Raw genomic sequence first — 14,433 nt, forward strand, 5'->3', positions numbered from 1 at the left:
CCTCCGTCCGCTGCGCCGGCTCATCGGGCCGACCGTTGCGGCCACGGCTGCCCGGTGGCGTCGCTGGCCCGGTCGGCGACCATCGTCCGCAGCAGCGCCAGCAGTTCCGCCCGGCTGGCGCAGTTCAACCGGTTGCGCATACGGGCCACGTGGTGCTCCACCGTCTTGGCCGAGATGAAGAGCCGATCACCGATCTCCCGGTAGGTCAGGCCGGCCAGCACCAACTCGGCCACCTCGTACTCGCGGTCACTCAGCCCGTGCTGGGTGGGGGCGGCGATGGCGTCGGCGGCGGGCGTCGCGGTCCCGCCGTCGCTCGGGCGCTGCCCGCCGGTCTTCCCGCCGGTCGACCGGCCCTGCAGCACCCGGGCGCACTCGAGCAGGGTGGTCATCGCCCGTCGGTCCGAGGTACGGATCGCGGCCTGCCCGGCCAGGCGGGCGCCGTCCCAACACAATCCGGTGTCGTGCAGGCCACGGGCGGCGGCCTCGACCCGCACCGGGTCGACCACACCTCGCAGCACCTCGACCCAACTCTCTGCGGCCGCGGCGACCACGCCGGCGTAGCGGCTGTGCTCGGCGGCGGCCAGCAGGGCGGCGACGTGGTTGTCGGCGGCCGCCGGCTCACCGGTCAGGATGGCGGCGTGCAACCCGCTCCAGTGCAGCGGGACGCTCCACAGGGTCGGCGCGCCGAGCCGGTCGAGCAGCGCGCGGCCCTCCCGCAGGTACGGCGCCAACCGGGCCACGTCACCGAGCCGTGCGCCCGCGATGGCGAGTTCGCCCAGCGGCAGCAGCGTGAACAGGTCGACCCGATGGCGTACCACCGCCTCCAGCGACGGCCCCCACTCCCTCTTTAGCGCGCCGAGGTCGCTGGTGCGCCGGGCGATCCCCATCCGCAGCGCGGCGGCGAAGAGCAGGTCGCGGGACTCCAGCGGACGCTCGTCGGCGGTGACCGTGGCGAGGCGTTCGGCCGCCGCGAGCGTCTGGCCCCGCACCATGAGGATCCAGGCCTGCAACAGCCGGTGCCGGCGGGCCATCAGCGGGCCGCCGACACCGGCGGCCTGCGCCCGGTGCAGGACCCGCTCGGCGATGTCCAGCTCGCCACAGTGCACGGCGGTCAGGGCGGCGAGCGCGGCAGGGCTGTCCGGCAGGAGCACCGCCCGACCGTCGGGCTCGAGCAGGGCGGCGGACTGCACGAGCGCGGACAGCGCAGCGCTCGGCGTACCGGTGACGCTCTCGCGTACCCCCTCGGCCATCAGCCGGGCAGCGCTGGCGTGCAGCGTGGGCGGCGCGCCGGCCGGTTCGCCCACGGGCGGCACGGCGGCGCTCAGCTCGCCCGTGGCGAGCCCGCCCACGGTGGCGAACGCCACCGACGAGGCGGTGCCCGACCACCGGTACAGCTCGACGCTGCGGCCGGTGTGGCCGCGATGCGCCAGAGCCGTCGCGGCCACCACGGCCGCCTCGGCGCGGTCCGCCGGTTCGGCGGCGGTCAGCAGCCGGTCCGCCAGGCGCAGCGCGTCGTCGAGATTGCCGGCGAGCGCGGCGGCGAGAGCCTGCCGGGCGCCCGTCGGATGGCCGGCCGCGGTGGCGGCGGCGAACAGGTCGGCGGCGAAGGCCGGCTCACCGGCCAGCGCCTCCTGCGCCGCCGCGGCCAACGTCGGCGCGGGACAGTCGCCGAGGACGCCCACCGCGAGCAGCGAGCGGACCAGCGGCAGCACCGGGCCGCCCCGGGCGAGCTGCAACTCGGTGAGGCGACGCCAGACGGCGCTGCGCTCGGTAGCCGGGCTGAGCGTGGTGACGGCCCGTCGGACCAGCGGTGTGAGCCGCCCGTCGGCGCCGATCAGGCCGGCCGCCCGGGTCGTGGCGATCAGCTCGTCGACCGCCTCCGGCTCCTGGTCCAGGAGCGGGCCGAGCATGGCCACCGGCAGCGGTACGCCGGCCGCGACCGCGAGCAGCAGCCGTCGTACGGGGGCGGGCTGGATCTCCAACTCCGGCGCGAACTCGAGGACGACCGACCGGGGCGGCTCGGTCGGGACGGTGGTCAGGCTCGGAGCCGCGCGCAGGCCGCGGGTCAGCCGCTCGACATCGCGGGGTACGCCACCGGTCTGCGTGTGCACGAAGTCGACCAGCTCGCCGCGCTGGGTCAGCTCGGGTACGCCCGCGATCCAGGCCGCGGTCTGCTCCCGGCTGAACGGCCCGAGCAGCACGGCCTGCCCGTCGCGGCGCAGTGTGTCGACCAGTTCGGTGAGTGCCGCCGACCGGGGCCAGGGGCGGTGGGCGACGACCAGCCGGTGCCGGCGGGTGGCGACCAGGCGCAGCAGCACACCGATCCGCTCGTCGTCGAGCAGGTGCGCGTCGTCGACCAGCAACAGGTCGTCCGGGTCGACGACGTCGTCCGGTCCCGGTGCGCCCGTGCGCACGGTGCTGCCGGCCCGTTGCTGGACGCGCGTCAGCTCGGCGAGCAGAGCGGTCTTACCGTGCCCTGCGGGACCGGCCAGACCGACGGTGAGCGGCGCGGTCGGATCGTCGGCGACCCTGTCCAGCAGGGCCCTGGGCGCCCGGCCCAGCACCAGTCGGGACTCCACGAGGTCTTTCATGATCATTGCGGTCATCCTTCGCGTCCCCGGTTGAGCGTCAGTGCCAGGCGGGACGCCTTCGGCAGGTCGAGGGGCAGTATCCGGACCGGCGGTCGGGGCGGCGGGTCGCCCGGATCGGTGGCGTGGTTGCGGGGCCGGCGCAGGGCCGGGAGAGCCGCTCGTACGCCGCCGCCGACCGGCGCCGGATCGCGGACCGGTGCCGGGGACTGGGACTGGGACTGGGACTGGGACTGGGGTCGAGGTCGGGGCGACACCACCTGGCAGGCGGCGCTCGCGGCGCCGGTGGCGGCGGTCAGTTGCGCGTCCGGCTCCACCTCGACGGGCACACCGAGCGCCGTGCCGATCAGCTCGGCGACCAGCGGGATGCGGGTCGAGCCACCGGCCAGCAGGACGCCGTCGAGCTGCGTCGGGGCCAGGCCGGCGCCGTGCACGGTACGCAGCAGCAGCTCCACGGTGGCCTGCACCGTCGGGCGGATCATGGCCTCGAACTGCGCGCGGGTCACCGGTATCCGCGCCGGACCGGTCGGCATGTTCAGCACCACGTCGGCGGCTGGCTCGACGGTCAGCGCCCGCTTGACCCGGTCACACTCGACCGGCAGGTCGCGCAGGGCGGCGTGGTGGTCCCGACGGCCGATGGCGGCCAGCTCCCGCGACAGCACGGTGCGTACGTGGCTGGCCAGCAGTTCGTCGAAGTCGGCGCCGCCGACCGGGTCGAGACCCTGCGGTGTGCCGAAGCTCTCGTAGGTGCCGCGGGCGGTGCGCCGCACGAGGGCCGCCTCGAAACTGGCGCCGCCCAACGCGTAGACGGCCGCAGTGGTGCCCGCGAACCCGCGCGCCGCGTGACTCTCCGCAACCGTGACCGTTCGGGGTAGCAGCGTGACGGCGCGCAACCCGAGGTCGGTGAGCGCCCGGCGCAGCAGCTCCCGCCGGTACGGCCGCCAGCCGGCCGGGTGACTCAGCACGACCGCCTCGGCCGGGCCGCCCTCCGCCGCGTGCACCTGCTCCACCACCCAGGCCGCCAACTCCGCCGTGAGCGTCTGCGGCGCGCACGCCTCACCGCCCAGCAGCAGGGGCACGTCGTCGCCGATGCGGCGGACGAAATCCCTGGTGGTACGGCTGCCGTCGTCGGTGGCGGGAGCGCCGATGTGCAGCGCTCCGTCCTCGGCCAGGTGCAGCACCGACGGTACGAGCGGCGAGCCGGCGTTCAGCGGGACCGCCTCCGGACGCGTCCAGGCCCGGCCGTCCCGCCGTGCGACGGCGGCGGCGGTGTTGGTGCTTCCGATGTCTATCCCCAGGACGTACGGCATCCGTCTCTTCTCTTTCCGCGACTGGCCGGCTGATGGCGATGGCGTCGGCGTTGCCCGGCGACCCACCCCCGGCGAAACCCGCGGGCCCCTACGTTCGTACCAGAGATCACTGCGTGGTCGGCACCCTAATCTGACCGGGACGGTTTCCCCCAGTCCCCCTAACGGGGGAGCGGGCGGAGGCCCCTAACGGGGCGTGATCGATTGCGGGCGGAGCCCCGATGTCCGGGACCGGCCCCCGCAATAGCGTTTCTCTCGACGAACGACGGTCGCCGACGCCAATCCGAGGAGAACCGGCACATGAACTCGCAACAGACCCTCCACGACTTCGTGCTCGAAATGCTGACCAACCCCGATGCACGGTCGGCCTTCGACCTCGACCCGGAGGGCGCGCTGCACGCCGCGGGGCTCAGCGACATCACCGCCGCCGACGTGCAGGACGTCGTGCCGCTCGTGGTCGACTACGCGCCGGGCGCGGGCCTCGCGCCGCTCGCCCCGGTGGTCGGGCAGCTCGGCTTCGACCCGCTGGTCACCGACGCCACCGACGTGGTCGGCCAGCTGCAGAGCGTGGCGCAGCAGATCAGCATCACCAGCACGCCCACCGGTGTGGACGTCAAGGCCGGTGTGCTCGGCGCCATCGCCGTCGACCCGTCGACCGTCGCCGCCGGCGTGACCGTGCTTCCGGGTGTCGGCCTGGGCATCGGTCCGAGTGGCCTCGACACGAACCTGACCGGGGTCGCCGACGTGGCGCACACGCTCGACGCGGACGTGGTGCAGCCGGTCGACGGCATCGCCGACCCGGTGCTGGGCGGCGTTACCGGCACCGTCGGCGACCCGACCAGTGTGCTCGGCGTCACCGACCCGGTGCTCGGCGGCGACCTGCTCGGCGGCGACGTGACCGGTGGGGTCCTCTCCGGCGTGCACGGTCAGGTCGACGGCATCGTCGGCTCGCTCGGTGTCCACGACACCCTGAGCGGCCTGGGCCTCGGCCACGGCACCGTGGGGGGTGTGGTCCCGCCGGTCGACGTTCCGTCCGTTGTGGGCGATATCACGCACCACGTGGACAGTGTTCTGCCCGGTGTCACCGGCACGGTCGGTGACGTGACCGGTGGGCTCACCGACGGTGTGACCGGCGACTCGCACGACGTGGGGCCCGCCTCGTCGGACCACGGGTTGCTGGGCATCACCGGCGGTCTGCTCTGACGGTAGTTTCCGTCGGGAGCGGGGGGTCGGGTCGCGTCATGCGGCCCGGCCCTTGCGGGTTTCCCTTCCGGTTCCACTTGCTAATTGAGCCGAAATCCGCACACTTGGTGCGGTGATGGCGGGGATCTGGCTGGACGTACTGGACGAGATCGCCCGGACGTGCACAACACACGGTCGCGGCGACCTGCTCCAGACGGTTCGGCAGAAGCGTGCCCAACTGCTGGACCCGAGGCTGCGTGTCCTGGTCGTCGGTGAGCCGAACCAGGGCAAGAGTCAGCTCATCAACGCGATCATCAACGCGCCGGCCTGTCCGGTCGGTGACGGCCGGACGACAATCCTGCCGACGGTGGTGCAGCACGCCGAAGCCGCCAGCGCGACAATCGTCCAGGCGCCGCCACCGCCGGCCGGACGACCCGCCGGGGCGCCGCCACCGCTCGCCGAGCGCACCCCCTTGGCGCTCGATGAGGTCGCGGCCGGGGTGTCCGGCGCTGTCGGGCGTCGGCCGGGCGGCGGTCCGGCGTACGTCGAGGTTGGCCTGCCCCGCGCGCTGCTCGCTGCCGGACTGGTGCTGGTGGACACTCCCGGCACCGACCAGATCGCCGCGCTCGGTGCCGCCGCGGAGGTCGCCGCCTCGGCCCGCGCGGACGCCGTTCTGCTGGTCTCGGACTCCACCCGGGAACTCTCGGTGGCCGAGCTGAACATGCTGCTGCACGTCATGCGCTCGCAACCGAACGTGGTCGTGGTGCAGAGCAAGACCGACCTGGTGGCGGACTGGCGAACGGTGGCCGAGCGCAACCGGCAACACCTCGCCGACGCCGGCGTCGCGGCGCCGCTGGTCCCGGTGTCGGCGACGCTGCGGCTGCGTGCGGCGGCGGCCGACGACCGTGGCCTCAACGCCGAGTCCGGCTTCCCCGTACTGATCGCCCGCCTGCAACGGGATCTGGCCGGCAAGGCCGACCACCTGGCGCGGGCGTCGGTGCAGGCGGTGGCGCGTACGGTGGTGGAGCAACTGGCCGCGCCGCTGCGCGCCGAGTTGGCGACGCAGGAGGCCGAGGAGCAGTCCGGGCCGATCTCGCGGCTGCACGCGGCCCAGCGCGAGGTCGACGAGCTGCGTCGCTGCTCCACCCGCTGGCAGAACACCCTCACCGACGAGATCGCCGACCTGCTCTCCGACATCGAGTACGACCTGCGGGACCGGACCCGCCAGATTCTGCGTACGGTGGACGAGGCGTTCGACACGGCCGACCCGCTCGTCGCCTGGGACACCTTCGACGAGTGGTTGGCGCGCAGTCTGGTCGAGGCCGCGGAAGCCAACCACGATTGGCTGGTCCAGCGCTGCGACTGGATCGCCCGCCGGGTGGCCTCGCACTTCGACAGGTACGGCTACGACGTGCTGCCGCCCTGGTCGATGACGATGCCGGAGGATCTCGGTGACCGGCTGCCGGATCTGGAACGGCCGAGGGTCGACCGGTTCACGACCGGCCAGAAGCTGTTCACCGGCATGAAGGGCTCGTACGGCGGCATGCTGATGTTCGGCCTCGCGACCACACTGGCCGGGATGCCGATGATCAACCCGGTCTCGGTCGGCATCGGCGCCCTGTTCGGTGGCAAGAGCATCCGCGACGAGAGCAAGCAGATGCTGCGCCGCCGGCAGGCGACCGTGAAGACCGCCATCCAGCGGCATGTCGACGAGTTCTTCGTCCGGATGGTCCGGGAGTGCCGGGACACCACCCGACAGGTGCAACGGATGCTGCGCGATCACTTCACGGCCCTGACCGAGGAGTTGCAGGAGGCGATCGTGCAGTCGTTCCGCAGCGCGAAGCAGGAGGCCGACACCGACGTCGCCCTGCGCGAGCAGCGACAGCGGGAGATCCGGTCGAAGATGACCCGCCTCGCCGCGCTGTACGAGCAGTCCCAGCAACTGACCGCCACCCGGTCGACGCCAGTGCTGCTGGAGCCCGGGGCATGACGGTCGGGGTGCGGTTGGACGAGGCGGCCTGGGGGTTGTTGCACCAGGCGTTGGACGTCTACCAGCGCGACGCGCGGGCCGTCGGACGGTTGCGACACCAGATCGCGCGGTTGGAGCAGCCGCTGCGGATCGCGGTCGCCGGCCCGTGGCGGGCGGGCAAGTCGACGGTGCTCAACGCGCTGATGGGGGAGGAGGTCGCACCGGTCGAGGGCGCCGACGGCGCGTTCACCTGGTACGAGGACGGCGCGTCGCCGGGGGCCACCGCCTACCTGGTGGGGCAGCCTCCGCAGGAGTTGACGGTGGTCAAGTCGGCGACCGGTATGCGGGTGGACCTCGGTTGGCGGGCCGGGGAGGTACGCGACATCGTGGTGCGGTGGCCGACACGGGCGTTGCGGCAGGTGACGCTGATCGACACCCCGGCGCTCACGGCGGTCGACGACCAGGGGCACACGCCGGTGCTGGATCGCGTCCTGGCCGACGCGGACGCGGTGTTGTTCCTGACCCGTGACGGCCGTGACAGCGATCTGCGGGTGGTGGAGTCCGGTCGGGACAGCGCCGTCGCGCAGGCCGCCCCGGTGAATGTGATCATGGTGCTGTCCCGGGCGGACGAGGTCGGCGGTGGCCGGGTCGACGGGTTGCTCACCGCCCGTCAGTTGGCCCGCCGGCACCACCGTGATCCCCGGGTGGGCGCGCTGGCCGTCAACGTGGTGGCGTGCAGCGGGGCTATCGGCCTCGCGGGCCGGTTGCTCAGCGAGTCCGACTTCGTCGCCCTCGCGACGCTGGCCGGGGTGCCCCGCGCCGAGATGGAGGCCCACCTGCTCTCCGCGGACCGCTTCGTCCGTGGCGAGCTTCCGGTACGCCTCGACCCCGAGGTGCGCGCGGGCCTGCTGGAACGGTTCGGCCTCTTCGGTATCCGGCTCGCGACGACCCTGGTACGCGGCGGGTTCGACACCCGGGTGACGATGTCGGCCGAGCTGATCCGGCGCAGTGGGCTCACCGAGCTGCGCGAGTCGATGACCCGCTGTTTCGTCGATCGCCGCGACGCGCTCAAGGCGCGCTCGGCGCTGGCGGCGGTGGAGTCCCTGGTGCGTGACGAGCCGGTCCGGGGCAGCGACGAGTTGGTCGGTGCGATCGAGCAGATCCTGGCGGGCGCGCACGAGTTCCGTGAGTTACGCCTGCTGGTGGCGTTGCGAAATGCGCGTCTCGGTTTCGACGCCGAGTTGGCCGCCGAGGCACAGCGTCTGGTCGGCGGCGACGGGGTCTCCCTGGCGGCCCGGCTCGGTGTCGAGCACGGGGCGACCGCGCAGCGGCTCTGGGAGGTCGCGGCCGACGCCCAGTGGCGGTGGCGGGACCGGGCCGAGGATCCGCTGCTACCGCTGACCCAGCGGCGCGGGGCGGAGGTCGTCGTGCGCAGCTGCGAGGGCATGCTGGCCGAGTTGGCCGCCGGCGGTCGCTGAGCGGTCACGAGTCCAACCGGGACGCTGCGGCGCGCGTTTCCCCGCGATCAACCCATTGACACGACCGTGGTCTCCCGCCGCCGGCGAGGCATGTCGGTTGTGCGGCACATACGTCAGAGTCATATTCATACCTCTGTGGTATGTCGCTCACCGGCTCTGTCGACTGCCGAGGGTGACGGGGGCGCGCTCAGCCGGAGCTGCCATCGTCGGCCGTGGTCGGTGAGCCGGACGATCGCCAGCGGCGCGACGTCGAACTGCCGGTACGTCGCCAGTGGCAGATCCAGGGCGTGCACCAGCGCGACGCGGATCACGAGCGGGTGGGTGACGGCCGTGACCCCTCGACCGACGCCACGCTGGGCGTCCAGCCACCGACCGACGCGCTGGCGCAGCGCCGCGACCGACTCGCCACCGTGCGGTGCCGCGTCCGGGCTGGTCAGCCACTCATGCAGCGCCTCGGGTCGCGTCGCGGCGATGTCCTGAAGGGATCGACCGGCCCACTCCCCGTAGTCGCAGTCGGCAAGCGCCGACTCGACCGCGGGCGTCAGGCCGAGGGCGTACGCGGTCTGCACGGCCGCCGTCGCGGGACTGGACAGGCAGGCAAGGCCGTCGCCGGTCCGCCGGCACGGGTCGACGGGGGACAGGGCGAGGGCGGCGCGCCGGCCGCCCTCGTCCAGGCTGTCGTTCCCGCCGAAACGGGCCTGCCGAAGAGCGACGGTGTGCCCGTGGGCGACCAACCGCAGGCTGGTGGCGCTCACCCGGCCAGTCGTGCCTCGGCGACCGCGCGTTGACGGTGCATCAGAGCGGCGAAGAGCAGGCCGATCCCGGTCCACAGCAGCACCTGGGTGCCGAGGGACGCGAGCCGGAAACTCCACAGCAGCGTCGCGGGGAAGTCGCCGGGGACCTCCTGGAACGACGGCAGCACCACGTAGGAGACGACGGTGACCAGCAGGAAACCGCCGACGGCCGCGCTGGCGCGGAGCCACACCGGCGAGTGCGCGCCGACCGAGCGGTAGCCGAGCGAACCCGACCAGACCGCGACCAGGCCGAGTACCACCATCAACAGGTAGGTGACCGTGCGCTGGTCGATGGTGGACGGGTCGCCGACCGCCGGAGGGTTCGGTGGGTACTTGAGGAACGGCACGATCACCACGCCGAGCAGCGCGCCGCCGGCCAGTAGCAGACCGCCCCGCCCATCGTCGACGGTCCTGCGTCGCCGGCTCAGCAGGACGTACGCGGTGGCCAGCAGGCCGCCCATCGCGGCGCCGAACAGGCCGGTGGCCAGGAACAGGCCGCCGCGCTGGCCGTTCCGGCCGACCAGGGCGTCCTCGTCGTGCTGGTGCCCGTCGGCGGAGGATTCGGCGTGCGTGGCAGCCGCCGCCTCCTCGATGGCGATGGCCGCCTCGACGTGCGGTTCGCCGACGACGTATGCGAACGTTCCGGCGAGCAAACCTGCCACCAGGCCGGCGAGCAGGCCGCGCAGCAGGACCGTGACGAACGAGGGTGCGGTGCCGGTGCCGGTCAGTGGCACGGGACACCGAGCAGGTGCCGACCGTCGTGCATCAACTCGTGCAGGTACATGCCGCTGCGCGAGACGGCTCCCTGGTCGAAGGCGACGAGGTAGGTCAGCAGGGCGAGCGCGGCGACCGTGGCCAGGACCGCCCACAGCAGACGGGTCGGGACAGCGGGGTGCACCAGCGGCTGGCTGGACGTGGAGCTGGACATGCGTGCACGAACCTCCTCGGGGATGACGCGTCCCCATCGCAAGGCTGCGGACGACCGAGCGTCCTGGCTCGCGACCCCCGAGTGGGGACCGCTCACAGTGGCGCGACCGCGCCGGATTCTCACCGGCTTCCCTCGCGTCGCCGCAGATAGTGGATCGACCGTATCGGTGCCGGTTCGGCTCAGTCAAGCCGGCGGCGACGGCCGGACGCGCTGCCGCCCGACGTGCGCTCACCGGTCGACTCGAAGCTATCGACGGTGACCATCACCGTTGACCGCGACACGCCCGGACCCGACATGTGGGGTGTGACAAACGCAGCCGCCCCTATATATGGTGTCGAGCGCAGCTGGTTCGGCCGCTCATCCCGAGTGGTCGAGGCAAGAGGGAACCCGGTGGGAATCCGGGACTGTCCCGCAGCGGTGAGTGGGAACGACCGCCGCCATCAGCACTGGGCCACCAATCGGCCTGGGAAGCGACGGCCAGTAGGAGACCGGCTAGTACCGGTCGTGCCCGCGAGTCCGAAGACCTGCCAGCGCGCCGCGTACCCGACCCCGGGTGTGCGGCGGTCCGAGGCCGCGTGGGACGGCTGACGCCACCTGACCCACGCCGCGCCGGCGTGGCGTCCGACGGTGTCCGTCTCCTCGCGTCCGAGGGCCGTGAGGTCTCGAACTCCCGAGGAGTGAGTGGTGACAGTCACCGAGGTGGTACCGGTCAGCGGCGAAGCCCTGCGGCGGACACCGATGCAGGTCCGCAAACGCGACGGCGGCACCGAGGCCGTCGACGTCAACAGGATCGTCCGGGCGGTCGAGCGGTGGGCCGACGACCTGACCGACGTCGACCCGATGCGGGTCGCCACCCGTACGATCAGCGGCCTCTACGACGGCGCGACGACGGCGGAGCTGGACCGGCTGTCCATCCAGACGGCAGCCGAGATGATCGGTGCGGAACCGCAGTACTCGCGCCTGGCCGCGCGCCTGTTGGCCGGTTATGTCGACAAGGAGGTCCGTCGGCAGGGCATCGCCTCGTTCAGCGCGGCGATCCGGGCCGGCCACGCCGAGGGCCTGATCGGCGACGAGACCGCCGCGTTCGTCAACGCGCACGCCGAGAACTTCGACAACGCCGTCGACGCCGACGGTGACCGCCGGTTCGAGTACTTCGGCCTGCGCACGGTCTACGACCGGTACCTGCTGCGTCACCCCACGTCAAGGCTGGTGCTGGAGACCCCGCAGTACTGGCTGCTGCGGGTGGCCTGCGGCCTGTCGCGTACGCCCGACGAAGCGGTCGACTTCTACCGGCTCATGTCCAGCCTCGCCTATCTGCCCAGCTCACCGACGTTGTTCAACTCCGGCACCCGGCACACGCAGATGTCCTCGTGCTACCTGGTCGACTCGCCGCGCGACGAGCTGGACTCGATCTACGCGCGCTACGCCCAGGTCGCCAACCTGTCCAAGTTCGCCGGTGGCATCGGCATCGCGTACTCCCGGGTCAGGTCCCGCGGCGCGCTGATCCGGGGCACCAACGGGCAGTCCAACGGAATCGTGCCGTGGCTGCGCACACTGGACGCGAGCGTCGCGGCGGTCAACCAGGGCGGCCGACGCAAGGGCGCGGCCTGCGTCTACCTCGAGCCGTGGCACCCGGACATCGAGGAGTTCCTCCAACTACGCGACAACACCGGCGAGGACGCCCGCCGTACCCACAACCTCAACCTGGCCAACTGGATCCCGGACGAGTTCATGCGCCGGGTCGAGGCGGACGAGATGTGGTCGCTGTTCGACCCCGACGAGGTGCCGGAACTGCCGGACCTGTGGGGGAAGCGGTTCGACGCCGCGTACCGGGCGGCCGAGGCGCAGGGCCGCTACGTGCGGCAGCTGCCGGCACGTGAGCTGTACGGGAAGATGATGCGGACCCTGGCCCAGACCGGCAACGGCTGGATGACCTTCAAGGACGCGGCCAACCGGCTGTGCAACCAGACGGCCGAGCCGGGCAACGTCGTGCACCTCTCCAACCTCTGCACCGAGATCATCGAGGTGTCCAGCGACGCCGAGACCGCCGTGTGCAACCTCGGCTCGGTGAACGTCGCCGCCCACCTGAGCGACGACGGCATCGACTGGGAACGGCTGCGCGCCACGGTCCGTACCGCCGTGACGTTCCTCGACCGGGTCATCGACATCAACTACTACCCGACCCCGCAGGCGGCGGCGAGCAACCCCCGCTGGCGTCCGGTCGGGCTCGGGTTGATGGGGTTGCAGGACGTGTTCTTCGCGCTGCGGCTGCCGTTCGACTCGCCGGCCGCGCGGGAGCTGTCCACGCGGATCAGCGAGGAGCTGTACCTCACCGCGCTGGAGACCTCCGCCGACCTGGCCCGCCGGTTCGGGGCACACCCGGCGTTCGCGCAGACCCGGGCCGCGCGGGGGCGCCTGCAACCGGATTTGTGGGGTGTCGAGGGTACGCAGACCTCGCGCTGGGCCGCGCTGCGCCAGGAGGTCCAGGAGTACGGGCTGCGCAACTCGCTGCTGGTGGCGGTCGCGCCGACCGCGACGATCGCCTCGATCGCCGGCTGCTACGAGTGCGTCGAGCCGCAGGTGTCCAACCTCTTCAAGCGCGAGACCCTGTCGGGGGAGTTCCTCCAGGTCAACACCGCTCTGGTGCGCGAGTTGAAGGTCCGTGGTCTGTGGACCGAGCAGATCCGGTCGGCGATCAAGCGGGCCGATGGCTCGGTGCAGTCCGTCGCGGAGCTGCCGGCCGACGTGCGGGAGCTGTTCCGCACCGCGTGGGAGCTGCCGCAGCGGGCGCTGATCGACCTGGCCGCCGCCCGCGCGCCGTTCATCGACCAGTCCCAGTCGCTGAACCTGTTCCTGGCCTCGCCCACCATCGGCAAGCTCTCCTCGATGTACCTGTACGCCTGGAAGTCCGGCCTGAAGACCACCTACTACCTGCGCTCGCGCCCCGCCACGCGTATCCAGCAGGCGACCGTCGCGGTGGTCACGCCGTCGACGGGCGACGCCGAGGCGTTGGCCTGCTCGCTGGAGAACCCCGAGTCGTGCGAGGCGTGTCAGTGACCGTCGCCGACCCCACCACCGACAACACCGCCGACGCGAGGACCACGCACATGCTGCTCGACCCCGGGATGGACCTGACTCTCCGCCCGATGCGTTACCCGCACTTCTTCGACCGGTTCCGGGACGCCATCCGCAACACGTGGACGGTGGAGGAGGTCGACCTGCACGCCGACCTCGCCGACCTGGACCGGTTGTCGCCGGCCGAGCGGCACCTGGTCAGCCGCCTCGTGGCGTTCTTCGCCACCGGCGACACGATCGTCGCCAACAACCTCGTGCTCAACCTGTACCAGCACGTCAACAGCCCCGAGGGCCGGCTCTACCTGTCGCGACAACTGTTCGAGGAGGCCGTACACGTCCAGTTCTACCTCAACCTGCTCGACACGTACGTGCCGGACGAGACCGAGCGGTTCGCGGCGTTCGCGGCCATCGAGAACATCCCGTCGATCCGTCGCAAGGCGGAGTTCTGCTTCCGGTGGATCGATTCGTTGCAGGAGATGCGGGAGCTGCGTACCCGCGAGGACCGGCGGGCGTTCCTGCTCAACCTGATCTGCTTCGCCGCCTGCATCGAGGGCCTGTTCTTCTACGGCGCGTTCGCGTACGTCTACTTCCTGCGCTCGCGTGGCCTGCTGCACGGTCTGGCGTCCGGGACCAACTGGGTGTTCCGCGACGAGTCCATGCACATGGCGTTCGCGTTCGACGTCGTCGACACCGTACGCGCCGAGGAACCGGACCTGTTCGACGACGACCTCGCCGACCAGGTGCGGCAGATGCTCGTCGAGGCCGTCGAGTGTGAGGTGCAGTTCGCCGAGGACCTGGTGGGTCAGGGGGTGCCCGGTCTCACCCTCGTGGACATGCGGGAGTACCTCCAGCACGTCGCCGACCGCCGTCTGGCCCAGCTCGGGATCGCACCGCACTACGGCTCGGCCAATCCGTTCGCCTTCATGGAGTTGCAGGACGTGCAGGAGCTGTCCAACTTCTTCGAGCGGCGGGTGTCGGCGTACCAGGTCGGTGTGAGCGGCGCGGTCGCCTTCGACGACGACTTCTAGGACCCCCACCCCACCCCCGTCCCGCCCCGTCGAGCATGACGTTGTTGCTCCCTATCGGCGTTCGGGGGCCTCAGCTTCATGATC

At 72.1% G+C, this 14,433-nt stretch carries 10 protein-coding genes and 2 riboswitches; of the genes, 5 read left to right on the forward strand and 5 right to left on the reverse strand.

Features of this window, described 5'->3' with window-relative positions:
* Positions 1–20 precede the first annotated feature (20 nt).
* Positions 21–2,597, reverse strand: a complete 2,577-nt coding sequence (locus ACGFH9_RS06360; protein ID WP_393216168.1) for a LuxR C-terminal-related transcriptional regulator — start codon at positions 2,595–2,597, stop codon at positions 21–23.
* A 5-nt stretch (positions 2,598–2,602) separates the two neighbouring features.
* On the reverse strand, positions 2,603–3,898 hold the full coding sequence (locus tag ACGFH9_RS06365; protein WP_393216171.1) for an Hsp70 family protein: 1,296 nt from the start codon (positions 3,896–3,898) through the stop codon (positions 2,603–2,605).
* 297 nt (positions 3,899–4,195) lie between these two features.
* Between ACGFH9_RS06365 and ACGFH9_RS06370 the strand changes: the two genes are divergently transcribed.
* The 3 genes from ACGFH9_RS06370 (at position 4,196) to ACGFH9_RS06380 (ending at position 8,524) form a co-directional block, all read left to right on the forward strand.
* On the forward strand, positions 4,196–5,098 hold the full coding sequence (locus ACGFH9_RS06370) for an IniB N-terminal domain-containing protein (protein ID WP_393216174.1): 903 nt from the start codon (positions 4,196–4,198) through the stop codon (positions 5,096–5,098).
* A 115-nt stretch (positions 5,099–5,213) separates the two neighbouring features.
* Positions 5,214–7,067: a dynamin family protein gene (locus ACGFH9_RS06375; RefSeq protein ID WP_393216177.1), complete on the forward strand. Its 1,854-nt coding sequence runs from the start codon at positions 5,214–5,216 to the stop codon at positions 7,065–7,067.
* Positions 7,064–8,524: a hypothetical protein gene (locus ACGFH9_RS06380; RefSeq protein ID WP_393216180.1), complete on the forward strand. Its 1,461-nt coding sequence runs from the start codon at positions 7,064–7,066 to the stop codon at positions 8,522–8,524. The genes ACGFH9_RS06375 and ACGFH9_RS06380 overlap by 4 nt, the downstream gene beginning before the upstream one ends.
* A 125-nt stretch (positions 8,525–8,649) precedes the next feature.
* Here ACGFH9_RS06380 and ACGFH9_RS06385 read toward each other — a convergent pair whose 3' ends face one another.
* From ACGFH9_RS06385 to ACGFH9_RS06395, 3 genes are read right to left on the reverse strand one after another with little or no spacing between them, the layout of a single operon-like run.
* Positions 8,650–9,279: a histidine phosphatase family protein gene (locus tag ACGFH9_RS06385; RefSeq protein ID WP_393216183.1), complete on the reverse strand. Its 630-nt coding sequence runs from the start codon at positions 9,277–9,279 to the stop codon at positions 8,650–8,652.
* Positions 9,276–10,052: a CbtA family protein gene (locus ACGFH9_RS06390; protein WP_393216186.1), complete on the reverse strand. Its 777-nt coding sequence runs from the start codon at positions 10,050–10,052 to the stop codon at positions 9,276–9,278. Before ACGFH9_RS06390 ends, ACGFH9_RS06385 begins: the two co-directional genes overlap by 4 nt.
* A complete protein-coding gene (locus tag ACGFH9_RS06395) occupies positions 10,043–10,246 on the reverse strand; it encodes a CbtB domain-containing protein (protein WP_355241032.1) in 204 nt (67 codons plus the stop codon). Before ACGFH9_RS06395 ends, ACGFH9_RS06390 begins: the two co-directional genes overlap by 10 nt.
* A gap of 34 nt (positions 10,247–10,280) precedes the next feature.
* Positions 10,281–10,420, reverse strand: a riboswitch (cobalamin riboswitch).
* 154 nt (positions 10,421–10,574) lie between these two features.
* A riboswitch (cobalamin riboswitch) is annotated at positions 10,575–10,793 on the forward strand.
* 191 nt (positions 10,794–10,984) lie between these two features.
* Between ACGFH9_RS06395 and ACGFH9_RS06400 the strand changes: the two genes are divergently transcribed.
* Both ACGFH9_RS06400 and ACGFH9_RS06405 read left to right on the forward strand, forming a co-directional pair.
* Positions 10,985–13,303, forward strand: a complete 2,319-nt coding sequence (locus tag ACGFH9_RS06400) for a ribonucleoside-diphosphate reductase subunit alpha (protein ID WP_393216610.1) — start codon at positions 10,985–10,987, stop codon at positions 13,301–13,303.
* Between the two features lie 50 nt (positions 13,304–13,353).
* Positions 13,354–14,349: a ribonucleotide-diphosphate reductase subunit beta gene (locus ACGFH9_RS06405; RefSeq protein WP_393216612.1), complete on the forward strand. Its 996-nt coding sequence runs from the start codon at positions 13,354–13,356 to the stop codon at positions 14,347–14,349.
* Positions 14,350–14,433 lie beyond the last annotated feature (84 nt).

The organism is Micromonospora sp. NPDC049102 (assembly GCF_043197485.1).
In the GTDB taxonomy this organism is placed as follows: Bacteria; Actinomycetota; Actinomycetes; order Mycobacteriales; family Micromonosporaceae; genus Micromonospora.